Source organism: Aequorivita sp. H23M31, assembly GCF_004022485.1.
Lineage (GTDB): Bacteria > Bacteroidota > Bacteroidia > Flavobacteriales > Flavobacteriaceae > Aequorivita > Aequorivita ciconiae.
Map to the genome: position 1 here is coordinate 2,392,671 of NZ_CP034951.1, position 25,028 is coordinate 2,417,698.

27 protein-coding genes are annotated in these 25,028 nt (G+C 37.8%); 23 read left to right on the top strand and 4 right to left on the bottom strand.

Annotated features, from left to right (window positions below):
• Nucleotides 1-94 precede the first annotated feature (94 nt).
• The 11 genes from porW (at nucleotide 95) to atpG (ending at nucleotide 9,389) form a co-directional block, all read left to right on the top strand.
• Complete coding sequence (gene porW / locus EI546_RS10445; RefSeq protein WP_128250488.1) at nucleotides 95-2,635, top strand: type IX secretion system periplasmic lipoprotein PorW/SprE; 2,541 nt, start codon at nucleotides 95-97, stop codon at nucleotides 2,633-2,635.
• Nucleotides 2,636-2,687: 52 nt separating this feature from the next.
• Nucleotides 2,688-3,176, top strand: coding sequence for a bactofilin family protein (locus EI546_RS10450; protein WP_128250489.1), 489 nt, complete (start codon nucleotides 2,688-2,690; stop codon nucleotides 3,174-3,176).
• Nucleotides 3,177-3,187: 11 nt separating this feature from the next.
• Nucleotides 3,188-3,412 (top strand): AtpZ/AtpI family protein, encoded by a 225-nt coding sequence (locus tag EI546_RS10455; RefSeq protein ID WP_128250490.1) that lies wholly within the window; start codon nucleotides 3,188-3,190, stop codon nucleotides 3,410-3,412.
• Nucleotides 3,405-3,806 carry a hypothetical protein gene (locus tag EI546_RS10460; protein WP_128250491.1) on the top strand — a complete coding sequence of 134 codons (402 nt, stop codon included), beginning with the start codon at nucleotides 3,405-3,407 and terminating at the stop codon, nucleotides 3,804-3,806. Before EI546_RS10455 ends, EI546_RS10460 begins: the two co-directional genes overlap by 8 nt.
• A 118-nt stretch (nucleotides 3,807-3,924) precedes the next feature.
• Nucleotides 3,925-5,013: a F0F1 ATP synthase subunit A gene (gene atpB / locus EI546_RS10465; RefSeq protein WP_128250492.1), complete on the top strand. Its 1,089-nt coding sequence runs from the start codon at nucleotides 3,925-3,927 to the stop codon at nucleotides 5,011-5,013.
• Between the two features lie 46 nt (nucleotides 5,014-5,059).
• Nucleotides 5,060-5,263, top strand: coding sequence for an ATP synthase F0 subunit C (atpE, locus tag EI546_RS10470; RefSeq protein WP_045080439.1), 204 nt, complete (start codon nucleotides 5,060-5,062; stop codon nucleotides 5,261-5,263).
• Nucleotides 5,264-5,345: 82 nt separating this feature from the next.
• Nucleotides 5,346-5,837, top strand: a complete 492-nt coding sequence (locus tag EI546_RS10475) for a F0F1 ATP synthase subunit B (protein ID WP_128250493.1) — start codon at nucleotides 5,346-5,348, stop codon at nucleotides 5,835-5,837.
• A 31-nt stretch (nucleotides 5,838-5,868) separates the two neighbouring features.
• Nucleotides 5,869-6,411, top strand: coding sequence for an ATP synthase F1 subunit delta (gene atpH / locus EI546_RS10480; RefSeq protein WP_128250494.1), 543 nt, complete (start codon nucleotides 5,869-5,871; stop codon nucleotides 6,409-6,411).
• 62 nt (nucleotides 6,412-6,473) lie between these two features.
• A complete protein-coding gene (atpA, locus tag EI546_RS10485; protein ID WP_128250495.1) occupies nucleotides 6,474-8,054 on the top strand; it encodes a F0F1 ATP synthase subunit alpha in 1,581 nt (526 codons plus the stop codon).
• Nucleotides 8,055-8,128: 74 nt separating this feature from the next.
• Nucleotides 8,129-8,473, top strand: coding sequence for a four helix bundle protein (locus EI546_RS10490; RefSeq protein WP_128250496.1), 345 nt, complete (start codon nucleotides 8,129-8,131; stop codon nucleotides 8,471-8,473).
• A 43-nt stretch (nucleotides 8,474-8,516) separates the two neighbouring features.
• Entirely contained in the window at nucleotides 8,517-9,389 is an 873-nt protein-coding gene (atpG, locus tag EI546_RS10495) for an ATP synthase F1 subunit gamma (RefSeq protein WP_128250497.1), read from the top strand.
• A 191-nt stretch (nucleotides 9,390-9,580) separates the two neighbouring features.
• Here atpG and EI546_RS10500 read toward each other — a convergent pair whose 3' ends face one another.
• Nucleotides 9,581-11,470, bottom strand: a complete 1,890-nt coding sequence (locus EI546_RS10500; protein ID WP_128250498.1) for a tetratricopeptide repeat protein — start codon at nucleotides 11,468-11,470, stop codon at nucleotides 9,581-9,583.
• Between the two features lie 150 nt (nucleotides 11,471-11,620).
• Between EI546_RS10500 and EI546_RS10505 the strand changes: the two genes are divergently transcribed.
• From EI546_RS10505 to EI546_RS10545, 10 genes are all read left to right on the top strand, one after another.
• Nucleotides 11,621-12,670 (top strand): 3-oxoacyl-ACP synthase III family protein, encoded by a 1,050-nt coding sequence (locus tag EI546_RS10505; protein ID WP_128250499.1) that lies wholly within the window; start codon nucleotides 11,621-11,623, stop codon nucleotides 12,668-12,670.
• Complete coding sequence (locus EI546_RS10510; RefSeq protein WP_128250500.1) at nucleotides 12,670-12,909, top strand: acyl carrier protein; 240 nt, start codon at nucleotides 12,670-12,672, stop codon at nucleotides 12,907-12,909. Before EI546_RS10505 ends, EI546_RS10510 begins: the two co-directional genes overlap by 1 nt.
• Nucleotides 12,910-13,965 carry a 3-oxoacyl-ACP synthase III family protein gene (locus EI546_RS10515; RefSeq protein WP_128250501.1) on the top strand — a complete coding sequence of 352 codons (1,056 nt, stop codon included), beginning with the start codon at nucleotides 12,910-12,912 and terminating at the stop codon, nucleotides 13,963-13,965.
• Complete coding sequence (locus tag EI546_RS10520) at nucleotides 13,962-14,708, top strand: SDR family NAD(P)-dependent oxidoreductase (RefSeq protein ID WP_128250502.1); 747 nt, start codon at nucleotides 13,962-13,964, stop codon at nucleotides 14,706-14,708. The genes EI546_RS10515 and EI546_RS10520 overlap by 4 nt, the downstream gene beginning before the upstream one ends.
• A gap of 4 nt (nucleotides 14,709-14,712) precedes the next feature.
• Nucleotides 14,713-15,624, top strand: coding sequence for a glycosyltransferase family 2 protein (locus EI546_RS10525; RefSeq protein ID WP_128250503.1), 912 nt, complete (start codon nucleotides 14,713-14,715; stop codon nucleotides 15,622-15,624).
• The gene (locus tag EI546_RS10530; protein WP_128250504.1) at nucleotides 15,621-16,265 is read left to right on the top strand and encodes a hypothetical protein; all 645 of its coding nucleotides are present in this window, start codon (nucleotides 15,621-15,623) and stop codon (nucleotides 16,263-16,265) included. Before EI546_RS10525 ends, EI546_RS10530 begins: the two co-directional genes overlap by 4 nt.
• 211 nt (nucleotides 16,266-16,476) lie before the next feature.
• Nucleotides 16,477-16,605, top strand: a complete 129-nt coding sequence (locus EI546_RS16595) for a type II toxin-antitoxin system RelE/ParE family toxin (RefSeq protein WP_262707649.1) — start codon at nucleotides 16,477-16,479, stop codon at nucleotides 16,603-16,605.
• Nucleotides 16,562-16,711, top strand: coding sequence for a type II toxin-antitoxin system RelE/ParE family toxin (locus tag EI546_RS16600; protein ID WP_262707650.1), 150 nt, complete (start codon nucleotides 16,562-16,564; stop codon nucleotides 16,709-16,711). Before EI546_RS16595 ends, EI546_RS16600 begins: the two co-directional genes overlap by 44 nt.
• On the top strand, nucleotides 16,698-17,000 hold the full coding sequence (locus EI546_RS10540; protein ID WP_128250505.1) for a helix-turn-helix domain-containing protein: 303 nt from the start codon (nucleotides 16,698-16,700) through the stop codon (nucleotides 16,998-17,000). Before EI546_RS16600 ends, EI546_RS10540 begins: the two co-directional genes overlap by 14 nt.
• A 257-nt stretch (nucleotides 17,001-17,257) precedes the next feature.
• Nucleotides 17,258-18,874 carry a WG repeat-containing protein gene (locus tag EI546_RS10545; protein ID WP_164905223.1) on the top strand — a complete coding sequence of 539 codons (1,617 nt, stop codon included), beginning with the start codon at nucleotides 17,258-17,260 and terminating at the stop codon, nucleotides 18,872-18,874.
• 132 nt (nucleotides 18,875-19,006) lie between these two features.
• Here EI546_RS10545 and EI546_RS10550 read toward each other — a convergent pair whose 3' ends face one another.
• Together EI546_RS10550 and EI546_RS10555 are read right to left on the bottom strand one after the other, a co-directional pair.
• Nucleotides 19,007-20,014 carry a sulfotransferase family protein gene (locus tag EI546_RS10550; RefSeq protein ID WP_128250507.1) on the bottom strand — a complete coding sequence of 336 codons (1,008 nt, stop codon included), beginning with the start codon at nucleotides 20,012-20,014 and terminating at the stop codon, nucleotides 19,007-19,009.
• Complete coding sequence (locus EI546_RS10555) at nucleotides 20,014-21,066, bottom strand: sulfotransferase family protein (RefSeq protein WP_128250508.1); 1,053 nt, start codon at nucleotides 21,064-21,066, stop codon at nucleotides 20,014-20,016. Before EI546_RS10555 ends, EI546_RS10550 begins: the two co-directional genes overlap by 1 nt.
• Nucleotides 21,067-21,197: 131 nt before the next feature.
• Here EI546_RS10555 and rffA point away from each other — a divergent pair, with 131 nt between their 5' ends.
• The gene (rffA, locus tag EI546_RS10560) at nucleotides 21,198-22,316 is read left to right on the top strand and encodes a dTDP-4-amino-4,6-dideoxygalactose transaminase (protein ID WP_128250509.1); all 1,119 of its coding nucleotides are present in this window, start codon (nucleotides 21,198-21,200) and stop codon (nucleotides 22,314-22,316) included.
• Between the two features lie 3 nt (nucleotides 22,317-22,319).
• On the top strand, nucleotides 22,320-24,041 hold the full coding sequence (locus tag EI546_RS10565; protein ID WP_128250510.1) for an ABC transporter ATP-binding protein: 1,722 nt from the start codon (nucleotides 22,320-22,322) through the stop codon (nucleotides 24,039-24,041).
• Here the strand turns inward: EI546_RS10565 and EI546_RS10570 are convergent.
• The gene (locus tag EI546_RS10570; RefSeq protein WP_317127420.1) at nucleotides 24,038-24,967 is read right to left on the bottom strand and encodes a DUF3078 domain-containing protein; all 930 of its coding nucleotides are present in this window, start codon (nucleotides 24,965-24,967) and stop codon (nucleotides 24,038-24,040) included. The two genes, EI546_RS10565 and EI546_RS10570, sit on opposite strands and share 4 nt — an antisense overlap.
• Between the last annotated feature and the right edge of the window lie 61 nt (nucleotides 24,968-25,028).

Here is a 25,028-nt window from a genome sequence, read left to right on the forward strand (position 1 = left end):
ACCCTAATTTGGAAACTGATATGAAGATTGGCGCTAGATCGAAGATTCACAAACTCCGAAACATTTTTAAGAGATATTGAATTAAAATAATTAGATGAAGAGCATATATAAAATTACCTTCTTTCTTTTGGCTGTTATTTTCTTGGCCGCCTGTTCGCGCAAAAAGAATACTTTCTTAAGCCGCAATTACCAGGCAGTTACAACAGAATACAACACCCTTTATAATGGCGATGTTGCCTACCAGAATGGAAAACAACAATTGGCCCAAAGTTTCTACGATAATTTTTGGGAAATTCTCCCGGTAGAACGTATTTATGTTGAAGATACCGAGGCAAAAGCACCGGGAGCTTCCAAAAATGGTGACTTTAACCGTGCCGAGGAAAAAGCAGCGAAGGCTATCCAAAAACATTCCATGTACATTGATGGCCAAGAATATAATCCTCAGATAGACGAGGCTTATATGTTGTTGGGAAAGGCCCGCTATTATGACGGACGTTTTATACCAGCGCTGGACGCGTTTAACTTTATTCTGGACCGATTTCCTACCAGCAACAGTATCGATATAGCGAAGATATGGAAGGCCAAAACTAATATCCGTTTGAACAACGAGGAATTCGCAATTGAAAACTTGAAAAAAATGTTCGACCAAGCAGATTTGGAGGAGGAAGTTATTTCCGATGGCGCCGCAATGATGGCCCAGGCCTATATAAATCTGGATTCTTTGCCACAAGCCTTGGATTATATTAAACTCGCACTTGCAAATACCAAGGACAAGGAGTTATTAGGCCGCTATACTTTTATAGAAGGTCAGTTATACAATCGTTTGGAGGAGAAGGACAGTGCAAACTTGGCTTTCGATAGGGTAATTGAAATGAACCGAAAAACTTCTCGCTCCTATCTAATAAATGCCCATATAGAAAAAGCGAAGAATTTTGATTACGACCAAGGAGATCGAATTGCATTTTTGGAACTACTCCAAGATTTGGAAAAGGATAGAGAAAACCGTCCTTACCTTGATAGAATTTACAATCAAATTGGTGCGTATTACCAAAGTACCGATAGTCTGCCAGCTGCCATAAAGTACTATAACAAATCTATTAAGTCGTTTAAACAGGATCGCACTTTACAATCCAAAAACTACAACACCTTGGCAGAAATCAATTTTGACGCTGCTGAGTATAAAAATGCCGGAGCCTACTATGATAGTACGCTAACCTATCTACCAGAAAAAACCAGAGAATGGCGCCGGATTAAAAAGAAGCGTGAAAACCTTGATGATGTTATTAAATATGAAGATATCGCCATTTCGCACGACAGCATCCTGAAATTGACCAAGATGACCGAAGCTGAAAAACTCGCGTATTTTACAGATTATACCACAAAATTAAAAGAAAAAGCAGTTGCGGATTCCTTGGAAGCAGTTAAGAATGAGCGAAAAATTGCTGATAACGAATTTTATAAAAAAGACAAGAAATCATCCCCTGAAAAAGGTAGCAAATTTTATTTCTATAACCCAACGACGGTTGCTTATGGAAAAGGAGAGTTCCGAAAAATCTGGGGAGAGAGAAGGCTTGAAGATAACTGGAGACTTTCTAGCAAACAATCCTCTTTAGAATCTTTTGATCATGACGAAACAATGGAAGAAACACCAATAGCTGAAAATGAGCGTTTTGATCCTGAAACTTATATCGCGAGAATTCCAACGGACGAAAAAGTTATCGATAGTCTAACGAAAGACCGCGATATGGCTTACTATCAATTGGGACTGATTTACAAGGAAAAATTTAAAGAATATAATCTGGCCGCAAATAGGTTGGAAAAACTGCTTACTTATAACCCAGAAGACCGTTTGGTGGTACCGGCTGAATACAATCTTTACAAAATCTATGAAATTCTTGAGCGTCCTGCTGATGCGGAAAAATATAAGAATGATATAATTAATAATCATCCTGAAACCCGTTATGCGGAAATCCTTCGGAATCCAAACTCACAGTTGCCAACGGATGAATCCAGTCCTGAATTTAAGTACAAACAACTGTACAAAAAGTTTGAAGCTTCTAAATATGCCGAGGTAATTGAGCAAAGTGATGAATATATTACCATTTATAATGGCACGGAGATAGTCCCAAAACTTGAACTTCTTAAAGCAACCGCGCTGGCAAGAGAACAAGGTTTTGAAGCCTATAAGAAAGCCTTAAATTTTGTTGCTCTTAACTATCCAAATAGTGAAGAAGGAAAGCAAGCACAAGATATTTATACCAACGTTTTACCTACACTCGCATTTACTGATTTTGTTGGCGATGAAGATGACGATAACTGGAAGTTAGTCTACAAATTCAATAGCGATCAAATTGAAGACGCACAGAAGTTGAAAGACTTGCTAGATAAAGCTATTCAAGAGCTTCACTATACAAATATGACAACCTCGCTGGACTATTATACGCCTGATACGCGATTTGTTATTGTCCACGGACTCAATTCCAAGATGGGAGCTCAGGGATTGGGGGAAATACTTAAGGAACGTAAAGGATATAAAATTAAGAAACCATTTTTTGAGATTTCCAGACCTAATTATAAAATAATACAAATCCATAAAAACTTGGATAGTTATTTGAATAAAGAAGAAACACCTTAAAAAATCCTCAAAAAGGCTAATGCCGAAGAACAACCTTTAAACCAATTAAGTTATGTTTTCAGATAAGAAGAAAGAAAAGAAAAAAGATTTAGAGCCAAGCGCAACGCAGAACAGGATCAATGAGGGCACTAAATTAAAAGGCGATATTTCCTCTACTGGATTTTTTAGAATAGACGGATCGGTTGAAGGCAATGTTAAAACTCCTTCGAAGGTTGTCCTGGGAAAAATGGGCGTAATCGTTGGCACTTTAATTTGCGATAGTGCAGATATCGAAGGAAAATTTGAAGGAAACCTGCAGGTAACGGGAACTCTAACACTTCGTTCTACCGCCATAATAAATGGAGATGTAATTGTAGGTAAACTTGCCGTTGAACAAGGGGCTACTTTAAATGCTTCTTGCGTAATGCAAAATGGAACAAGTAAACCAAATACTGAAAGCCTCAACATTTCAAAAGAAAATGAGCCTAGTGGAAACTATCCCTTCGACCGACAACAACGCGTTAAAAAATCCACTTCCGAAACTCAGGAAGCGAATCGCTAGAAGTAAATAAAATGTCTGACGACGGTAAAAAAGGTCTAAAAAACTGGGCGGTCTTTTCAGGAATAGCAATTCAAATGGGAGTTACTATTGGATTGGCAGCCTTTATTGGGGTTAAACTTGATGAAAATTACCCGAATAAATATCCCATTTATACTATAATTCTTTCCTTGTTTGGAGTTTTCATTTCACTTTATGCCTTAATAAAACAACTTCAGAAACTCAATAAGGATGAATAATGTGATAACATTGAAAACTTGGCACTTAACTGTATATATAGCGTTAACCGCTATTTTTTATTTCCTTCAGAATATTATAGTTGACGCTTTAAAAGACTCTTATACATTCTATTATTCCGTTTTTAAAATCTATCTCTTCCATTTTCTGGTAACATTCATAATACTATCCTTCATTTATTTAGTCAGCAAAAAAGCTCCTAAATACATAGGGTACACCTTTATGGGATTTATTCTTTTTAAAATGGCAGCTGCGGTTATCTTCTTGATTCCACTTATTAAAATGCAGGGTGTTTCAAAAATCCCCGATTTTATCTCCTTTTTTATACCTTATTTCCTATTTCTTCTTTTCGAAATATTGGTTACTCTCCAACTTGTTAAACACTCCGATGCCTAAGCAATTAGCTGGAATTTCGATTGAAAAAACAAATATCGTCAACTGCTTTTTATTTTGGGTAAAAGTTGTACTTTTGCACCACTTTTTAAGACCATAATATTTTATAGTTTTTAGCATTATGAGGTTTACTCAAACACTAATCGGTACTTTGGCAATTATTGCCGTTCTTTTAATGCCTTTTTCAGGCTTTGCAACTACCCAGCACGAGGACGATACTGATGGGAAATTTGACCCAAAGGAATTAATAAATTCACACGTTTGGGATTCACACGAATTTCATATTGCCGATTGGAATGGACACCCCATCACTTTGGCGCTTCCCGTTATACTTTGGACGGATAATGGTCTTGTTACTTTTTCTTCATCTGAATTCCATCATGATAACAGCGGATCTACCGTTGTAGAAAAGAATGGCGAAAAGTTTATACGTTATAAGGAGCATATCTTTTATGCCGACAAGTTTGACAAGCAAAAATTTGAAGAGACGAGCACAATGGGCCGTCCCTTTTTATATGAAGATAGACCTTTGGATTTTTCTATTACCAAAACGGTTTTCTCAATGATTTTCGTTTCTCTTTTATTGGTTATAATCTTCGGATTTTCTGCGCGTCATTATAAAAAGAACAAATTGGCACCAAGAGGAATGTCCGGTTGGTTAGAGCCGATTATTCTATTTGTAAGAGATGAAATTGCCATTCCAAACGTCGGTAACAAGTATCAAAAATATATGCCGCTTTTGTTGACCATATTTTTCTTTATCTGGGTAAACAACCTTGTAGGGCTAATTCCATTTTTCCCATTTAGCGGAAACGTAACAGGAAACATCATTTTCACAATGATTATGTCCGTTATCGTATTCATCGTAACGATATTCAGCGGAAATAAATATTATTGGAAACACATCCTTACACCAGATGTTCCAAAATTATTATACCCTCTTATGATCCCGATTGAAATTATCGGAATGTTTACCAAGCCATTTGCACTGATGGTTCGTTTGTTTGCGAACATTACTGCTGGTCACATTATAGTATTGAGCCTTGTTGGTTTGATTTTTATTTTCGAAACCGCCTACGTATCACCAGTGTCCATCGCGTTCGTATTATTTATGAGTGTTTTGGAATTATTGGTCGCAGCGCTTCAAGCTTATGTGTTTACACTACTTGCAGCATTGTTTATCGGCCAGGCGGTAGAGGAGCATCATTAATTTGAGTTTAATTTTTGTTTAATTATTTTTTAAAAAAGTTTCAGTTATGACAGGAACATTAGCAGCAGTAGGAGCCGGATTGGCCGTAATAGGTGCCGGTATTGGTATTGGTAAGATTGGTGGTTCAGCAATGGACGCTATCGCAAGACAACCAGAAGCCACCGCAAAAATTCAGACCGCAATGATTATTGCAGCAGCTCTTGTAGAGGGTGTTGCACTTTTCGCAGTGGTTGTGGCATTGATTGCCTAATTTTTAGAAACCCAACATTCCGTAGCGGTTGGCTGCGGGATGTTGTTTTTAAACAAAAAATAATTCTTTAAGAAAACATCAAATGAATATAGTAGCACCAGAGAGTTTAATATTATGGACAACCATCATATTTATATTGCTATTGTTTGTCCTAAGAAAGTTTGCTTGGAAGCCAATTCTAGGAGCTGTTAGAGGCCGTGAAGCAACTATAAACGATGCCTTGGCAGCAGCCGAAAAAGCTAAGATCGAAATGCAGAATATGCATGCCGACAACGAAAAATTGCTTCAAGAAGCTCGTGCTGAAAGAGAAGCGATGATGAAGGAAGCTCGCGAAATAAAAACCAAAATGATTTCCGACGCAAAAGAGGAAGCAAAGTCAGAAGCCAACAAAATGGTAGCTCAGGCTCAAGCTGCAATCGAAAGCGAAAAGAAATCTGCTATTGCCGAGTTAAAGCAACAAGTAGCCGAACTTTCAGTTGAAATTGCTGAAAAGGTTGTTAAACGTGAACTTTCCGACAAGAGCAAGCAATTGGAGCTTGTAGATCAAATGTTGGGCGAAGCTAAACTTAATTAAGGTCGGCAACGTCAAACTAAATTTATAACCCATGAGCAACAGAGCAGCAATAAGATACGCGAAAGCGATTTTGGAGAGCGCAAACGAAAATAACACAGCCGCTGTTTTATTCGGTGATATGCAATCCGTTTATGGCACTATTGAAGGAAGTAGAGAATTGCAGACTGTTCTTCAGAGTCCCGTTATTAAGGCCGAAGACAAAAAAGAAGCCTTATTGAAAATATTCAGTGGCCAATCAGGAACTACCCATTCCCTGATAAAGGTTCTGGTTGCAAATAAACGAACTCCTCTATTAGGAAAAGTAGCCAAAACCTATATAGACCTATATAATGAGGAACAAGGCATAAAAGTGGCAAATGTTATTACCGCTGTTCCACTTTCTTCGGAATTGGAAGCAAAAGTAATGGCCAAAATAAAGGAATTAACAGGTAGCGAAAAGGTGAGCCTGAAAAGTGAGATCGATCCTGAAATCATCGGAGGGTTTATCCTTCGAGTGGGAGATATCCAATATGACGCGAGCATCGTGAACCAATTCCGAATGTTAAAAAGAGAATTTAAAAATCAATATAATTAAAAATTGACTGGTGCGGGACGTGGGATTCCATTTTCAAAACCTTCACCTAAAACCTTAATAAGATGGCAGAAGTAAAACCAGCTGAAGTATCAGCAATATTGAAACAACAGCTTTCAGGCTTTGAGGCAACTGCTTCCCTGGATGAAGTAGGAACTGTTTTGACCGTGGGTGACGGGATTGTTCGTGCATACGGACTTTCCAACGCACAATACGGTGAATTGGTGGCATTTGAAAGTGGCCTAGAAGGTATTGTATTGAACTTGGAAGAAGACAACGTCGGTATCGTTCTTTTAGGACCTTCAAAAGAAATTAAAGAAGGTTCTACCGTAAAACGTACCCAACGAATTGCTTCTCTTAAAGTTGGAGAAGGTATTGTAGGTCGTGTGGTGAATACATTGGGTGAACCAATAGATGGAAAAGGACCTATTACCGGTGAAACTTATGAGATGCCATTGGAGCGTAAAGCACCAGGGGTAATCTACCGTCAGCCAGTAACCGAACCGCTTCAAACCGGAATTAAATCTATTGATGCCATGATTCCTGTAGGTCGTGGACAGCGTGAGCTTGTTATTGGTGACCGTCAAACAGGTAAGTCAACTGTTTGTATCGATACCATCCTAAACCAAAAAGAATTTTACGATGCAGGTGAGCCTGTTTATTGTATATATGTTGCTATCGGACAAAAAGCTTCTACAGTTGCGAACATTGCAAGTGTACTGGAAGAAAAAGGTGCTTTGGCATATACCACAATCGTAGCTGCAAATGCTTCTGATCCTGCACCCATGCAGGTTTATGCTCCTTTCGCCGGTGCGGCAATTGGTGAGTATTTCCGCGATACAGGTCGTCCGGCATTAATCGTTTATGATGACCTTTCAAAACAAGCAGTAGCATATCGTGAGGTTTCGCTTTTGCTTCGTCGTCCACCGGGACGTGAGGCTTATCCTGGAGACGTTTTCTACCTTCACTCCCGTTTGTTGGAGCGTTCTGCAAAAATTATTGCCGACGACAACATCGCCAAGGAGATGAACGACCTTCCTGAAGTATTAAAAGGAATCGTAAAAGGTGGAGGTTCTCTTACCGCACTTCCTATTATTGAAACACAAGCGGGTGACGTTTCCGCCTATATCCCGACCAACGTAATTTCGATTACCGACGGACAGATATTCCTGGAATCCGATTTGTTCAACGCAGGGGTTCGTCCGGCGATTAACGTGGGTATTTCAGTATCTCGTGTGGGTGGTAACGCTCAGATTAAGTCGATGAAGAAAGTTGCCGGTACCTTGAAACTTGACCAGGCCCAGTTCCGTGAATTGGAAGCCTTTGCCAAGTTCGGTTCCGATTTGGATGCTGCAACCATGAACGTAATTTCAAAAGGTCAGCGTAACGTTGAAATCTTGAAGCAAGCACAAAACGACCCTTACACCGTAGAAGATCAGATCGCTATTATTTACGCAGGTTCTAAAAACCTATTGCGAAATGTTCCTATCGACAAAGTAAAAGAATTTGAAAGAGATTACCTGGAAATGCTTAACGTAAAGCACAGAGATACTCTTGATGCTCTTAAAGCAGGAAAGCTTACAGACGAGACAATTGATGTAATGACCAAGGTGGCGAAGGATCTTTCGGCTAAGTATAAAAAATAATTCTGAATTCAGAATTATGAATTATGAATTACCCATTATTCATAATTTTGAATTCCTAATTCATAATTAAAAAAATGGCTTACAGATTTCGCAATAACGCAATTGTTGACAAGTCATTTTATTTTGCATGTAAGATTGTGTTATTTGCCGAGGAATTAAAGGCAAATCGATATTATGAAATTGCAAATCAAGTATTAAAGTCGGGAACAAGTATTGGCGCGAATGTTAGGGAATCCCAACGAAGTGTCAGTACAAGAGATTTTAAAAACAAGTTAGGAATAGCTTTAAAAGAAGCTGAAGAGACGGAATATTGGTTAGATATTATTGATGAAACAAAAATTCATCCAATCCCAAAAGGGATGTATGAAGATTGCGATGAATTGATAAGACTATTAGTAACGATTATAAAAAAATCATAATTCATAATTCATAATTCCGAATTCATAATTCATAATTGAAAAAATGGCCAATTTAAAAGAAATACGTAACAGAATATCCTCCGTAGGTTCTACGATGCAGATTACCAGTGCTATGAAAATGGTTTCTGCTGCAAAGCTGAAGAAGGCTCAGGATGCCATTACGGCAATGCGTCCTTATTCTGAAAAACTTACTGAGTTGCTTCAAAATTTGAGTGCAACCCTAGAGGCGGATGCTGGTGGAAAATATTCAGTGCAGCGGGAAGTAAATAATGTACTGGTGGTTGCTATTACGAGTAACCGTGGTTTGGCGGGAGCTTTTAATACCAATGTTATTAAGGAAGCCCGACACTTGGTTCTTGATACGTACAATGGAAAAAAGGTCGATTTTATGACCTTAGGAAAGAAAGGGAATGACATTCTTAAAAAGAGTAATCCCATTTTTGAAAATAACAACGATATTTTCGATAACCTAACTTTTGAAACTATCTCTGATATTGCTGAAAAGCTAATGGCGTTGTATTCGGAAGGGAAGTATGATAAGATCGTTTTAGTTTATAACAGTTTTAGAAATGCCGCAACCCAAATAGTTCAAGCGGAGCAGTTCTTGCCTATTCTTCCAGCTCAAAATGTTGAAGAAGGATCAAAATCAAGCGAGACTTTCTATATTTTCGAGCCTTCCAAAGAAGAGATTGTTGAAGCCTTGATTCCGAAGAGTTTAAAAACTCAATTGTTTAAAGCTGTTCGCGATAGTGTAGCTAGTGAACACGGTGCCCGAATGACTGCAATGCACAAAGCAACCGATAACGCCACTGAACTTAGAGATGCCTTAAAACTGCAATACAACAAAGCACGTCAGGCAGCAATTACCAACGAAATCCTCGAGATTGTTGGTGGTGCTGAAGCATTGGCTGGATAGCTTCGATACAACCGCCGAAGGCGGCCACTCAGCTACCTTTGTTTGTTAACAAAATTAATAAACCCTTCCAGAGTTTTTAACTATGGAAGGGTTTTATTTTTAGAGAGATAGGTTCTGAAAAAGTTCTTTTCCGAAATTAAGATTATTGAATCCATTAGCGTATAATAATGGATAATAATAATCCGAAAACCTCACTTTTCAATAAAAGACGAATTCAACTGCTTTTTAAAATTCTCATACATTTGAGGTGCAATAAGATTCTTTTGAAGAAGAAGATCAATATAATAAGTGGTTTTAGAACCGAATTCAGCGATAGCCATTTTTTGACCGAGGGAAAAGGTATTGCTCCTATTTTCGGGGAATGATCGGAACATCTCAAGGTTCGTTTTCATCGCATCCTCAAAATTATCGTCCTCAAACTGAATATTCATCAGGTTATAATACACTTCATAATTCCCCTTATCCATCTCCAGGGATTTCTTGAGATTCTCAATAGCCTTCTTTCGGTCTCCCATTCCGCGGTAGGATAATCCCAGATTAAAATAGGTCTTAGCCTCAGGGTTTTCGTCTTGACTCGCTTTTAGAAAATGTTCGTGGGAACTTTCAATATCTCCCTTTAGATTGTAAAGCACCCCAAGATTATTATGGGCAGGAGTGTGTTTTGGATAGATAGAAAGTGCTTTATTATAGAAATAGATACTTCTTTTCATCAGGGAATCCTTCTGTCTTTCTTCGAGCTTCTCTGTGGTTACTCTTTTAAATAAATCATTTGCCAAGAGCATATTCAACTTTACGGAATTCGGTGCTATTTCAAGATCTCGCTCCAATAGTGTAACCAAGTCGTGCCAATCCTGATTTCTACTAAATACTTTTACCGAACTTGCAATGATAAGAAGACCTGCGATTCCAAGGAACACAGGTTTCAGTTTTGGAAATCCATTTTCTTCTTTTGAACCGATATCAATTCTACTTAACTTCAATAGAAACCACCCAATTACAATGCAAAAACCCAAGGATGGAATATAGGCGAATCTTTCAGCAATAATTCCCACGGCAGGTTTTACCAAATTGGCATACATTGAAATGGTAACAAAAAAGAAAACAAGTCCATAAGCCAAAACCGATTTGGTTCTGAACTTCCATATCGTAAATACGAATAATGGAATTAGTACGATGACCCCTAGCCACACATATAGATTTTCCCACCCTACGATAGTTACATAGTCGTAGCCGTAATAACTTATTAAAGGATGTGGTACAAAAAGCAGTTTTATATAATAGAAAACAGAATAAAATGCCATTGGAATCTTTTCAAAAAAAGTAGCTCCATTGACGAACAAAGGATTTTCAATAAAAAGAAGATTCCTGCTCCCCGAAGTCTCGATAAGTTGGGTATTGATAAGCCTAAAAATAATAAGTGGCAGAAACAAGGCTCCTATCAGTTTAAGCATAACCTTTTTGGTGGCATTTTCAAAAAAGTAAACGGTCAACGGAATAACGGCCAAAAACGTTAGCGCCGATAATTTTGATAGAAACGAGAGCACCATAAAGCCTAAAACACCCACCAGCCATAATAGGCGTAAATTTCTGACATACTTAATAGCGCTACCTAATGCGAGCAAAGCAAATAGAAAAGCCAGAATTTCATCCCTGGATTTCACGTTATCAACAACTTCTGTATGAATGGGATGTACAATAAAAAGTACCGTAATAAAAAGTGGAAGAAGCCAATGATAATTCTTAAAAAGTGAACGCAGAATTTTAAATATGAGCAAACACGTAAGAATATATAGGAAAAGATTGATAAAATGGCTTACAGTCGCATTGGCCCCAAAAAGCGAATATTCAATAGCAAATGTAGAAAGAGTAATAGGTCTATACCCATAATTCTGTGTACTAGATTCAATATATCGTGATTTGAACAACGCAGGAATTCCGGAAATTCCTTGGGAAACTTTTTTATTATTAACTATAACATATTCGTCATCAAAACCGTAATCATTCGAAAGAGAATTCCCATATATAAGCACGCATAACCCTACAATTATGAATAAACTTATCTTAAAATATTTTTTCGGCATTTGTAGGTTGCAGTTGATCGAGGTAAATATACACAGAAATTAAAAATACCACCTACCCGGCCTATTTTTACCCAATGAAAAACATTCGCTAAATAGGTTTGGTTTCTTATATTTGGGATTACCTTAACAAATAGGTTTAATTGCTAAATCTTGGTATATATAAACGCCATATCCTATTACCTTCCTGAAAATTCTCTAGATAATGAAACAATCATTAAAGAGTTTTTTCAATATGGCGGCACGAGTGAAACTGAGATCACTCCAAATTCCATTTCAGACAAATGTGGCATAAAAAATAGATTTATCGCAGATTTGGAGGACACCAATAAGGATCTTGGAAACCGAGCCGCGGTTAAGTTGTTTGAAGAATGGAACGTCGACAAATCAACCATAGATTATTTAATATTCGTGAGGGATGCTTCCGATTATAAAGGTCCAAATACCTCCTGCATTATGCAACACAATTTGGGCCTTGAACAATCTGTTGCTGCCATAGATGTTCAGCACGGATGCACGGGTTGGATTTATGGACTTAGCGTTGCAAAAGCAGTAATAATCGCCGGGATGGCGAAAAAAGTATTGATGGTCACGGCCGATGTACCCACACGAATTATCCATCCGGAGGATATAGACATCCGCGCAATATTTTCCGATGGCGCGGCAGCAACCTTAATAAGTGACGAACTCCTTGAAAATGGAATAAACACCACTATCGAGGATTTCACCTTTGGAACAGATGGAGAAGGCGAAAAAGTTTTATATACGGAAAGATCATCCGTAAAACATCCTGCAGATATAGCTTATTTAAAGCAATACGAACACTTGCCATCAAGACTGGAGGGCGGTCGAGTGCGAATGGACAGCGCTAAAATTTTCCTTTTCGCGTTCAGGCTCGTACCAAAATTGATAAAGCAAGTTTTAGAGAAACATGAACTCAAGATGGAGGAAGTAGATTTCTTTATATTCCACCAAGCCAATGGTGCAATGTTGGAATTTCTTCGAAAAAGGTTAAAAATACCCGAAGAAAAATTTATCAATACTGTAGAAAACATTGGCAATACAATAGGTTCTACGCTACCAATTGCAATGCGGCAAATAGTAGATGAAGATAAAATAAAACCTGGAAATAAGATTATGGTTCTTGGCTTCGGAATTGGATTTTCCTGGGGCGGGACCATTTTAACCAAACAACCCAACTAATGACAAATATTGAAGGATTTATAAGCACTCTGGAAACCGAATTTGACGAATTGGATCCAGGCACGCTAAGACCAGAAACAAAATTCACCGATCTGGATGAATGGAGTTCTATGCACTCCTTGATCATCATCGCTCTAATCGATACCGAATATGGAGTAACCATAACCGGTGAAGACTTAATGAGCATAAGCAATGTGGAAGGACTTTATAACATTGTAAAATCAAGACAAACCCATTAAATGGCCTTTTTTTCAATTCAAGATATAGCCGTAAAAGGAATAGCTACGGCAGTACCGTCCAATATTGTTTCCAATTGGGATTACGATCTATTGACTGAAAGTGAAAAAAAGTTATTGGTCAAAACCACAGGTGTCGAACAACGCAGAATGGCGTTGCCAGGAATGACAACTTCCGATTTATGTTTTGAAGCAGGCGAAAAATTATTGAAAGACTTGGACTGGAAAAAAGAGGAAATTGATATTCTCATTTTCGTTTCCCAGTCCGCAGATTATTATTTGCCGGCCACTTCAATAATTTTACAGGACAGACTCGGCTTACCCAAGTCCTGTATGGCATTTGACATCGGTTTGGGCTGTTCTGGCTATGTTTACGGACTTTCTGTTATCGCAGGAATGCTGAAGGCTACAGGGCTCAAAAAAGGTTTGTTGATGGTGGGCGATATCTCAACAGTTACCTGTTCGAAAAAAGATAAAAGCACCTATCCGCTGTTTGGCGATGCGGGTACAGTTACGGCCTTGGAATTTGAAGAAAATGCCCAACCCATCCAATTTGATCTCAGTAGTGACGGTTCAGGAAAAGATGCTATAATCATTCCTCATGGCGGGATCCGGAATTTGGCCTCACCAGAGTCATTTGTAAAAGAACAAATAGCTCCAGGCATTGTACGATCTAAAATGGAATTGGCATTAAACGGATTGGATGTATTCAATTTTTCCATCAAAGAAGTACCAAGTTCATTAAAGGAATTTCTAGAAAGGACCGAAACTACTCCTCACTCATACGATTATTTTGTGATGCACCAGGCCAATAAACTGATGAACGAAACCATTCGAAAGAAAATGGGATTTCCACCTGAAAAAGTGCCTTATTCCATTTCAAAATATGGAAACACAAGCTCTGCTTCAATTCCCTTGACCATTGTAAGTGAATTATCCAGAAAGCTGGAAAATTCAGAAAAAAAACTTCTACTCGCTGGTTTTGGTGTAGGATTGTCCTGGGGCGCAGTATCTTTAAATTTGAAAAATGTGGTTTGCCCTGAAATATTAGAGTTATGAATCCATTTTCTCTTGAAAATAAAACGATACTGATTACCGGAGCTTCCTCAGGGATTGGCGCGAAAACAGCAGAAGTTGTGGCCAACCAAGGAGCGACCGTAATTTTAACAGCGAGGAATGAAGAACGATTGAATGAAGTTCTGAAAAAACTTCCAACAGGAAATCATCAAATTATTCTGGCAGATTTAACCGATGAAGAAGCGATCAAGAAAATTGTAACCCAGATTCCAAATATTGACGGAATCGTGCATAGCAGTGGAATTGTAACGCACTTTCCCACCAAATTTATTGGAAAAAAACAAATCAGTGAAATGTTTGCGATAAATTATGAAGTTCCCGTTATCCTGACAAGTTCTCTTTTAAAATCCAAAAAAGTAAACAAAGGTTCTTCAATTGTTTTTATGTCGTCGGTGGCATGTAATTTTCCCAATAAAGGTGGTGCCTTATATTCAGGAGCTAAAGCGGCAATCAACAGTTTCAGCAAAACTCTAGCTTTGGAACACGCACCCCAGAAAATACGAAGTAATGTGATTCTCGCTGCCATGGTAAAAACCCCACTTTTTGATGAAGCGGAAAGAACCGTAACCAAGGAATTGATGGACAAACACGGAGCGCAATATCCATTGGGATTTGGGGAAACGGAAGACGTTGCCAACACCATTGCCTTTCTATTATCTCCCGCTTCAAAATGGATAACAGGCACGCATATAGTAATGGACGGCGGACTTACAGCAGGTATGTAATAACATGGAATATTCTATAATAATCCCGGTTTTCAACAGTGAACAATCCCTCCCGGAATTGAAGGAACGGATTATGACCGTTTTTAAGGATATTTCCGAAGAATTCGAAATTATTTTCGTCGATGATTATTCTCAAGATAATAGCTGGAATGTATTGTTTGATTTGAAGTCCGAAAGTCCAAATAAGATACGACTTTTCCGATTAGGAAAAAACTTTGGGCAACACAACGCCACCATCTGCGGCTTTCATCAAGCCAGAGGGAAATGGATAGTGACCATGGACGACGACCTGCAACAAGCTCCAGAGGATATTCCACTTCTTATTGAAAGACAGAAGGAAACCGGCGCAAACGTTGTGTACGGAATTTCAAATGAAAATCATCCACTCCTTCGAAAAGTGGGAAGCAACGTCTATAAAAAATCTACCAAACATCTTCATGGATCCTTTGGAAATGGTTCATCCTTTCGGCTTATTGATGCATCGCTGATAAACAAACTCAAAGGTCACAAACAGCAATTCAATTTCATTGATGAAATATTGCATTGGCATACCAATTTTATTGAATGTGTCCGTGTTTCCCATGCGCCCAGAAAATATGGCAAATCCACTTATTCGGCCCATAAACTTTGGATGCTTGCCAATAACAATACCTTAAATTATAGCAATTTGCCCCTTAAGTTAATGATGTATTTTGGAGGTGTTTTTTCCTTTATTTTTATAATTATCGGCATGTATTTTATTGCTAAAAAGATGGTTTTTGGGGTTTCGGTTCCCGGTTTTACTGCGCTGATCGTATCCGTAAGTTTTTCGGCAAGTTTGATGTTGTTGTGTTTTGGAATTTTGGGCTACTATCTGAAAAATATCCTTTCACGACTTAACAATCAGCCAGCGTATTTCATAAAAGAAGAATTATGATTATCAGAAAATATGGAATCACTCTTGAAAGATTAAGGGAGGAAGATATAGAATTGGTCCGTCACCACCGTAATAGCGAACTTATAAGAAAGAGGATGTTCTATCAAAAGCTCATAACCGAGGAAGAACAAAAAAGGTGGTTCCAATCTATCAATAACGATCTCAATTATTACTTTATAATCCATCACAAAGAGAAGAAAATCGGTTTGATCCACGGCACGGTGGATTCTTTTGACAAGGGAATTTCCCGTGGTGGAATTTTTATTTGGGAACCTACCGCTATGCAATCCCACCTTCCTATTGTTGCTTCTGTTTGTGCTACGGATCTTATTTTCTTCCTTATGAAAATCAAAAAAAGTATTGCTGAAGTTCGGACAGACAATATAATTGCACTGGAATACAACCAAAAATTTGGTTATAAAATTGCAGAAGATCTTTCCGATTCCGAAAAATATGTCCTGGAACTCACTCCTGAAAACTATTTGGAAACCGCCAAACCCATTCGGGATATGGTAAAAAAACTGAGCGGAGATTTTTCGGAACTCTCTTGGGACGATATTGAATTCCCAAAGAAGAAACCGGTGGGACTTTATGAGAATTTACCTGATTATTTGGCTGAGCATGTTTCGTTTGAATCATAAGCCTTCTCCATTCTATTGGAGAAGTCAGTAATAATATATTTTTCATTATTTTGAGAATGTTGTCTTTTTAGGCAACTTTGTTGTAAGCTTAATAAGATTTCAATTGAAGGAATTTGAAAGAGATATAATCCCATTTTAAAATCACTTTTGGGATTTCTACAATAATCTTGATCAAAAAGTTCAAGATAAGTTCGATTGGACAATTTCACTTATCGAGCGTACAAAGATAGTTCTGAAAAAATATTTCAAATATTTAGCCGGAACGGATGGGATTTGGGAGATTCGTGTTAGTTCAGGTGGGAATATTTTTCGGGGTATTCTGTTTCTTCGACCGAGGTAACATTATAATTCTTCTACATGGTTTTCAGAAAAATACTCAGAAAACACCAAGAATGGAAATCAAAAAAGCGGAAATGCTAAAAAAGAAATATTATGAAAACAAGTGAAAACCCAAAAAATTGGAAAGAACACATCAATAAGAAATATGGAGAGAAAGGAACAGAGAGTAGGGAAAAATTTGAGGAGGAGTTCGATTCCTTCCGAATCGGAGTACTTATCCAAGAGGCAAGGAAAAGACAAAAATTGACCCAACTACAATTGGCCAATAAAGTAGGCACAACTAAGAATTACATATCTCGTGTGGAGAATGATGCAAGTGATATCCGATTATCAACCTTAATGCGGATAATTCGCGAGGGGCTTGGAGGTAGTTTAAAGCTTTCAGTGGACATTTAATCCAATCAATACAAGATACCTAAACGAAGATTCAAGAACGAGTAAAAACCAACAATATATAATGTAGAAACACTGATTAGTAGATGATCCTTCAAATCAACATACAGTCAAAATTAACTAGAAGCTTACTTTTATTGTATGTCTTGTCATGTTTATTTACGGCATGCACTAATATTTCTGGGAAAAATGAATCAAATACTGCTTTTGACCCATCAACTCAACCAATCTCTGAGAAAATTATTGAAGCTCAAAAAGGAGTGGCTCTCAATAATCCTTTTGTTATTGCTGAACAGGATCCCGATGGTGTTTTTTGGGGATTAAGAGAAACTCTGTCCAGCAAATTAATACTAGGCTATACCTACCAAAATATCTGGGAATTCAGAGACGGTTTCGCAATCGTACAACTAAACGGCAAATTTGGACTGATTGACAAAACAGGAAAGGAAATTATTGAACCTGCTTACAGCTATCCCAAAACGGGAATGAAATGCGGGTTTATTGCATTTGAGATAGGTTATGGTCCCACACTCATTTTCGATTCTACCGGAAAATCCCTTATGCCCATGGTTTACGGTATGACAGGTTTTCTTCCGTGCGAAGAGCGTGTTACTTATGGACATTACAAATATGGAATGCTCAATTTTAATAGGGATACCATCTTACCTTTTAAATTCAAAAGTGCATATTTATTTCCAGAAGGATTCTGTGCTGCTTCCTTGGCGGATCAAACAGGATATAATAGTTTATATGGTCTGTACGATCTTGATGGAAATCAGATTCTTCCTCATGTTTTTGAATATGTTGATGGTTTTTATAGTGGCCGGGCCATTGTGAAGAAAAACGGGAAGTATGGTATAATTGACGAAACCGGAAAAGAACTTTTCTACACTAATTATGGCCGCATCGACAGATTTTATAATGATTACGCAATAGTTTATACGAAACCGGAAAATGGTGAAATAAAAGTTGGAATAATAGACAAGAACGGACATGAGGTGGTACCTGCCATTTACCAATGGTTTGAGCGTGTGTATAACTTTAGTGAAGGAATGGCTGCAATGGCCCAAAATAACAAATATGGATTTGTCGATACATCAGGAACAGTTGTTGTTCCATTTAAGTATGACAGGGTTGAATCCTTCATAAGCGGGATTGCGAAAGTTTGGGTTGGATGGCGTTACGTGGGTTACATTAACCGTAAGGGTGAAGAGATTATCTCTCCCGATTTCGAAGCGAGGGATCAAGCTAATCTCAGAAGATATCATAATAAATATATTATTGGCCTAAAAGATTCCATATACCATGTTTTCGATTATTCGGGAAAGGAGATTACTTCTTTAAATTATGAGAGAGTTGGAGAGTTTGATACAAATGACAAATCATTTCTTGTCTCAACTAATGGAAAGTGCGGAACCTTAGACTCGAATTTTCAGGTTAAAATTCCGATTGAATATGAATCCCTTGAAATTATTTTTCCCGATAGAATTGCCGCCGGCAAAAACAACAAAATTGGTATTATAGACCGGGAAGGAAAAGTAATTTCATCTTTTATATTCGACTGGATAGCCCCATTTCAGGACGGATATAAGAATGGCTTGGCGTTAGTTGGAACAGCAGGAAAGACCGGGTTGATAAATGGATATGGCAACCTTATTATTCCAGCAGAATACGATGAAATTGGGGAGTTTTCTAATGGTCTGGCCATAGTTAGGAAAAACGATAAATATGGCTTTGCAAACCCCAAGGGGAGAGAAATCGTACCAACAATCTATGATAAGATTGAACCTTTTAACGGCTTCTCGGCAGAAGTTACTTTGAAGGGAGAAACATATCTCATTGATGGTTCAGGGCATCGGATTATAGAAGAATACTGATTTACGTTTTACTTAACCAAAATTAAAAGATTGGTAAGAACTCGAAAAAACCAAAGGTCTCAGAGATCTTTGGGGTTTGGAGACGAAACGATTAAGAGTCGACAGTAATAAAATTCCGAAATTCCTCCCATCTCAATTCTTATAATTACGATCCAAAGCTATACTCTTAACGCTCAACACCAGTTTTCGGACTGCAAATGGAAAGTTGAAAAACAAGGTAATTATTCCCAAAATAGATTTCACTTTTAATTTCGAGAAAGGATATTTCATTTTAGCTGAAGAAGCAACTTCTGGTTTATTAAAATGATATCCCAGTTGCGATGCGACATCGTGAGTAGCAAATTCGATATGGTCAATCTGTTTTGCGGTGAGTTTTGTTTTCCATCCTTCAATCATTTTAACATCGATGGGTTTCATAAGGCTTTCATGCTTTTTTGTAATGGCTTCAGCATAGTCGTCAAAACGCTTTACCATTCCCTTTCGATATTCCATCATTTTCTCATCAAATTCAATTTCCAGAAAACGACAGAGCGATTTTACAGTTTCCTTAGGGTGTAAAACCAGGTCTTCATATTTGAGCAGATAATAATTATTGGGGTACTGGATTTTTAGGTTTAGGAGATTTTTGTTGTATCTAGACCATAAATATCCTACCGCAAGTGCATCCTTTCTTTTAAAGGTATTTATCTGGCCACTACCTGCGCCACGTGGGTCGCGGACCATGTGGATTAATTTGGCTTCAGGATTTATTCGCATCATCCGTTCACAGAAATTGGAATAAATTGGATGCTTATCGCCGATCAATTCAATGTTTTTCGTTGTAAAAGATGCATTATAGCTAACCCTAATCCGGTTACAGGCTTCATTAAAATTTTTTATTACTGGTTCTTGGAGAAAAGACGCCTCAACCACTTTACGCGGAACTTTCCACATAAGACGAAAGGGACGATCCACATAAACATCATCTATAAAATTTTTTACGGTTTTTTCGTCCCAAGTTGTTTTAAACCCATATTTACGTTCCAAATGTAGAACGAAAAATGATTCAGGAGGAACGACAATATTTGGATGGGCATCAAGAATATTGGCCAGGAGTGTGGTTCCAGACCGGCCAAGCGCCATCACGTAAAAATTTCTCATTATGAATCAATAAATGGCATACTCGGTTTGCTCTTTAGTTCGCGAAGCCAAATAGGCAATTTGTAATAAAGACGGAGCTTTGCCATTTCACACCGTAAACTTATGGGAATTACTTGATTTTTGGTAAAAATTCCCGTTGTAAAGTAATATCCATATTTTTCTGCCAAACCTCCACTATAAGTTTCTAAGGTGCTTATTTCCTTGGAGGAAAGTGTCCTTTCCCATTTATTCTTAAATGTAGTATTAAGTGGTTTGGAAAGATTTTTATGAACTTTGGCAATTCCTATCTCCCTAATTTTTCTGATTTTTTCGTTTGGTGCACCATCCAAATATGTTGAGATAGCTTTTTCGATCCGCATGTGATAGGTAAGCATATCCGGATGAAATTCAAGATCGAAAAAATCGATTAAACGTTCCAGTTCTTCTTTTGGAGAGTCGAGTAAATCTTCATAACGGATGGTTATAAAGTTGTTGGGATTTTCATCTTTTGATTTCTCAATCTCCATATTGGTCATCACCCAACTCATACCTAACTTTTTAACGCCTACTTTCTTATTAAGACTCCGTATGGAACTAACATTGCCCCTATAATCCCTAACAAGATGAATAAACTTTGCATTTGGATATACCTCTTGCAGCATCGGAATCATGATGGCATAAATAGGATTTTTATCCACGATTAGTTTTATAGTTTCCTTATTATGAAAGGACTTTGAAGAAACATAAACTTGTTTACAAATTTCTCCGTAGGTGGTGCTTTCTGGCAAAGCCGAAATACGCTCATTAAGGGCTTCCTTATCCAATTCCCAAAAGAGTTCTATTTTCTGTTCCTTAAACAAATCCTCTTGAAATTGAATTTTCAGTTTTTCATCCCAACAAACCTCATTTTTATATTTGCTCATTAAATGAAGAACAAATCTGGATTCCAAAGGAGCACAAATATTGGGATGAGAGTCCAACATTGTTTGTAATAAAGTTGTTCCCGACCGATCTTTTGCTACCAAAAATGCAATAGGAGCTTGGGTGGGAGTTAATTTTTTCGATAAAGCCATGCTAATTTTTAATTTTTTGGCAGGGATAATCAAATATATACCATTCTGTTTCGTCAATTACAACTTTAAAGAAACTATTAGCATAAATAATCTTACATTTGAAAGTATAACCTACCTATCTGCCCCTAAAAATGATTCCGCTTCACCAACCTTTTATTTCTGGGAATGAAATTAAATATATTGAGGAGGTCATTAAAAGTAGAAACCTTTCCGGAAATGGGAAGTTCACCAATCTATGCCATCAGTTTCTTCAACAAGAATTCAATTTCGATTACGTAAAACTTACGGATAGCTGCACGGCGGCCCTGGATATGGTATCCATTCTTCTTAATATTTCTCCGGGAGATGAAGTTATTGTACCTTCCTATACTTACATTACCTCTGCCAATCCCTTTGTTTTAAAAGGAGCCAAAATTGTATACGCAGATTCACTATCGGATAACCCGAATATCGATCCCGCTCAACTTCCAAAGCTTTTTACCGAAAAGACAAAAGTTATCGTCGTAATGCACTATGGCGGAATTGCTTGTGAAATGGATGAAATTATGGAAATTGCCAATTCCCATAATATATATGTAGTGGAGGATGCCGCCCACAGTCTTGGAGCTACTTACAAAAATAGATTTTTGGGAAGCATTGGCCATTTTGGGGCTTTTTCTTTTCACACCACTAAAAACGTGACATCCGGACACGGCGGATTATTGGTAATCAACGACGAGCAATTTTATGAGAGAGCGGAAATAATCTGGGAGAAAGGCACCAACAGAAAAATGTTTCTTGATGGAGAAGTAAATAAATACGAATGGTATGATGTGGGACTCTCCTTTTATCCTTCTGAAATTACTGCCGCTTTCCTTTGGGCACAACTTCAAAATTTGCTGATGATTAATGCCGAACGGCTAAAATCATGGGATTATTACTATGAAGTTTTAAAGAATATACCCCAAATAAAACTGCTGGAAGTCAAGGATTATTCTTTACACAACGCCCACCTCTTTTGCTTAAAAACTCCAAATAGGGAAAAAAGAAATATTTTGATTTGTGAGCTTAAAAACAATGGAATAATGGCTACTTTTCATTATTTACCGTTGCATTTAAGTCCGTATGCAAAGACTGAAAACACTATAAAACTGAAAGAAGCGGAAGATTGGGCGGATAGTTTGGTACGAATTCCCTTATATTATGATATACGCACAGAAGATCAGGATTTTATTATCCAAAAAATAAAATCCATTGTACAAAACTGGTAGCTATTGATATCACTTTCCAAAGTCATAAAATCCATTATCTGGCCCCAACGTAAAATTCTACTATTTGGGGTTATACTGATAATCCTAAACAAAGCAGCCACTTTGGTCTTACCCGGAGTCTTCAAATATTTTGTGGACGATGTGGTGATTCAAAAAGATCCTTCAATACTAAACAAAATATTGCTGGTAGCGGGGATTGCGGTAATCGTTCAGGCAATAACATCATATTTATTAACGAAGATTCTCAGTGTTCAGGCCTACAAAGCTATTGCGGAATTACGAGTCAAGGTACAGAAAAGAGTATTTCAGTTTCCCGTTGGATATTTTGAAAAACGGAAATCTGGTGAAACCGCCAAACGTGTAATGGACGATGTAGATGGCCTAAACGTAATTGTAGGTAACGGAATGGTACTTTTTATTGGCGGTATAATTACTTTCATTTTTGCATTTGCTATTTTGTTATATATAAATGTAAAGCTCACCATATATGTGCTAATTCCCCTTTTTGTTTTGGGTTTTGTAACACTCAAGGCCTACAAATATGTACGTCCTATTTTCAGGAAAAGAAGACAGATCGAGGCCGAAGTTCATGGAAGATTAATCGAATCCCTAAGCGGCATCCATATTATTAAAGCTTACAATGCCGAAAAGTATGAACTGAATATTTTCGAAATTGGGGTAAATCGAATTTATGAATACTACAATAAATCCCTGACGGCGAAGGCATTGATTTTAGCTGGAGCCACCTTAATCTTTGGAATGTCTGCTTTAACGGTATTATGGATTGGCAATAGCATGATTGTAAATAATGAACTGTCCATTGGGGAGTTTTTAAGCTTTGCACTTTATTTAGCTTTTTTAATTGCTCCGATAATACAGATTGGTAATGTGGGCAGTTTGTTGACCGAAGCATTTGCTGGCCTAGACAGAACGGAGGAGCTTCTTAAAACTGAAACCGAAATAGATACGAAGCGTAATTACCAATTAAAGGAGATCGCCGGTGATATAAAATTCCAAAATGTCTGCTTTAGCTATCCTGAAGGCGGCCAAGTGCTTTTTGATATAAATTTTGAAGCAAGCCCTGGGAGCATAACCGCGATAGTTGGAAGTTCGGGAGCAGGGAAAAGTACTATAGCAGCTCTCCTAACTTCGCTCATTACACCTCAAAAAGGATTAATTACGATAGATGGTATCGACTTGGCAACCGTAAACCTAGATAGCTATAGAAGTCATCTTGGAATTGTACTTCAGGACGATTTTCTTTTTGAAGGAACTATTAGAGAGAATATCCTTTTCTCACGACCGAATGCTTCTGAATTGGCACTTAAAGAAGCCGTCAAATCTGCATACGTAAATGAATTTACCGACCGGTTTGAAAATGGACTTGAAACCATCATTGGAGAACGGGGCGTAAAACTCTCGGGTGGGCAGAAACAGCGTATATCCATTGCAAGAGCACTGCTAGCAGATCCAAAGATTTTAATTTTGGATGAAGCGACTTCCAACCTAGATATTAAAAGCGAACAAATGATCCAAAAATCATTAGCAACTTTAATCGCGGGAAGAACTACTTTTATTATTGCACATCGACTGAGCACGATTCAAAAAGCGGATCAAATCTTGGTAATTGACGACGGCGCCATTGTGGAGCGCGGCAATCACCAAGATTTAATGGAGGCTAAAGGTTCTTATAGTGAATTGGTTACTTTACAATCTCGGATTTAGAATCCATAGGTCACCCCTACGCCCAAAGCTTCCCGAATCTGAAACCCTTGAGCAGCGTTATCATCGTATATAGCTTGGAAAGTAAGGTTGGTGGTAATATATTCATTCACTTTCATAACCAGATTCAGCGTATAATCGATATCGACGTTTTTGGTTTCTTCTAAATAATTTGCGTAAAGAGCCAAGATATTTTCTGCGGTAACATTCGTCATTATGGCAAATTTGGCATAACCTGAAATGGAAGCTCCAAATTCGAAACGGCTTGTTTCATTCGCATCAACTCCATAATACTTCTTCTCATTGTAGGCATCCAAGGCGCCAGGAACACCTGTATCAACCGCAGTGAATTGCTCGTCAACAAAAACAAATTTAGCAGTTGCGGGTGCAATATTTACATAGAAATTATCATTCTTTTTCCATAGAATACCCGGTCCGAATTGCATATACCCTGGGGACATAAAATGGTTCTTTTCGGTGCGATATCCAGGATCGGATTGGTCAAGATCCTTATTGAATTCATATCCTTTTGCCAACTGGGTTTTAAAGTTATAGAAGAAGGAAGCATACCATTCCGATTCCTTAATTTCTCTGCCTACAATGGAGTTAAATTCCAGTCGGTCATTAGTTTTTCTGGAATACTTATCATCTTTATTTCTAGTAATTCCATAATCCACCAAAAGTTTACTATCCCAACTTATCTTGTCGTGACGATAATTAAAATCGTAAGTGAGCGAAAGATTACCCGCATAATTGGAGGTACCGCCGCCCGTCCATTCTTGGTTAAATGCCGCTTGGTTGAACAATAAGGCAATATTTCCAGACCTTTTCCAGCCGTTTTTTACGGAGTCCTTTTGCTTTACTTCTTGGGCCGAAAGTATTAACGGTGTTACAAAAAGGGTAAGGATAAGTAGAAGTCTTTTCATCATTATATAGAAATTTATTTTCCCGCAAAGGTAATTACCCAGTTTCGATTTTGAAATGAAAACA

Excerpts from the sequence above, each read along its gene's own strand:
- porW (WP_128250488.1), top strand. The coding sequence starts at position 95 with ATGAAGAGCATATATAAAATTACCTTCTTTCTTTTGGCTGTTATTTTC.
- EI546_RS10450 (WP_128250489.1), top strand. The coding sequence starts at position 2,688 with ATGTTTTCAGATAAGAAGAAAGAAAAGAAAAAAGATTTAGAGCCAAGC.
- EI546_RS10455 (WP_128250490.1), top strand. The coding sequence starts at position 3,188 with ATGTCTGACGACGGTAAAAAAGGTCTAAAAAACTGGGCGGTCTTTTCA.
- EI546_RS10460 (WP_128250491.1), top strand. The coding sequence starts at position 3,405 with ATGAATAATGTGATAACATTGAAAACTTGGCACTTAACTGTATATATA.
- atpB (WP_128250492.1), top strand. The coding sequence starts at position 3,925 with ATGAGGTTTACTCAAACACTAATCGGTACTTTGGCAATTATTGCCGTT.
- atpE (WP_045080439.1), top strand. The coding sequence starts at position 5,060 with ATGACAGGAACATTAGCAGCAGTAGGAGCCGGATTGGCCGTAATAGGT.
- EI546_RS10475 (WP_128250493.1), top strand. The coding sequence starts at position 5,346 with ATGAATATAGTAGCACCAGAGAGTTTAATATTATGGACAACCATCATA.
- atpH (WP_128250494.1), top strand. The coding sequence starts at position 5,869 with ATGAGCAACAGAGCAGCAATAAGATACGCGAAAGCGATTTTGGAGAGC.
- atpA (WP_128250495.1), top strand. The coding sequence starts at position 6,474 with ATGGCAGAAGTAAAACCAGCTGAAGTATCAGCAATATTGAAACAACAG.
- EI546_RS10490 (WP_128250496.1), top strand. The coding sequence starts at position 8,129 with ATGGCTTACAGATTTCGCAATAACGCAATTGTTGACAAGTCATTTTAT.
- atpG (WP_128250497.1), top strand. The coding sequence starts at position 8,517 with ATGGCCAATTTAAAAGAAATACGTAACAGAATATCCTCCGTAGGTTCT.
- EI546_RS10500 (WP_128250498.1), bottom strand. The coding sequence starts at position 11,470 with ATGCCGAAAAAATATTTTAAGATAAGTTTATTCATAATTGTAGGGTTA.
- EI546_RS10510 (WP_128250500.1), top strand. The coding sequence starts at position 12,670 with ATGACAAATATTGAAGGATTTATAAGCACTCTGGAAACCGAATTTGAC.
- EI546_RS10515 (WP_128250501.1), top strand. The coding sequence starts at position 12,910 with ATGGCCTTTTTTTCAATTCAAGATATAGCCGTAAAAGGAATAGCTACG.
- EI546_RS10520 (WP_128250502.1), top strand. The coding sequence starts at position 13,962 with ATGAATCCATTTTCTCTTGAAAATAAAACGATACTGATTACCGGAGCT.
- EI546_RS10525 (WP_128250503.1), top strand. The coding sequence starts at position 14,713 with ATGGAATATTCTATAATAATCCCGGTTTTCAACAGTGAACAATCCCTC.
- EI546_RS10530 (WP_128250504.1), top strand. The coding sequence starts at position 15,621 with ATGATTATCAGAAAATATGGAATCACTCTTGAAAGATTAAGGGAGGAA.
- EI546_RS10540 (WP_128250505.1), top strand. The coding sequence starts at position 16,698 with ATGAAAACAAGTGAAAACCCAAAAAATTGGAAAGAACACATCAATAAG.
- EI546_RS10550 (WP_128250507.1), bottom strand. The coding sequence starts at position 20,014 with ATGAGAAATTTTTACGTGATGGCGCTTGGCCGGTCTGGAACCACACTC.
- EI546_RS10555 (WP_128250508.1), bottom strand. The coding sequence starts at position 21,066 with ATGGCTTTATCGAAAAAATTAACTCCCACCCAAGCTCCTATTGCATTT.
- rffA (WP_128250509.1), top strand. The coding sequence starts at position 21,198 with ATGATTCCGCTTCACCAACCTTTTATTTCTGGGAATGAAATTAAATAT.
- EI546_RS10570 (WP_317127420.1), bottom strand. The coding sequence starts at position 24,967 with ATGATGAAAAGACTTCTACTTATCCTTACCCTTTTTGTAACACCGTTA.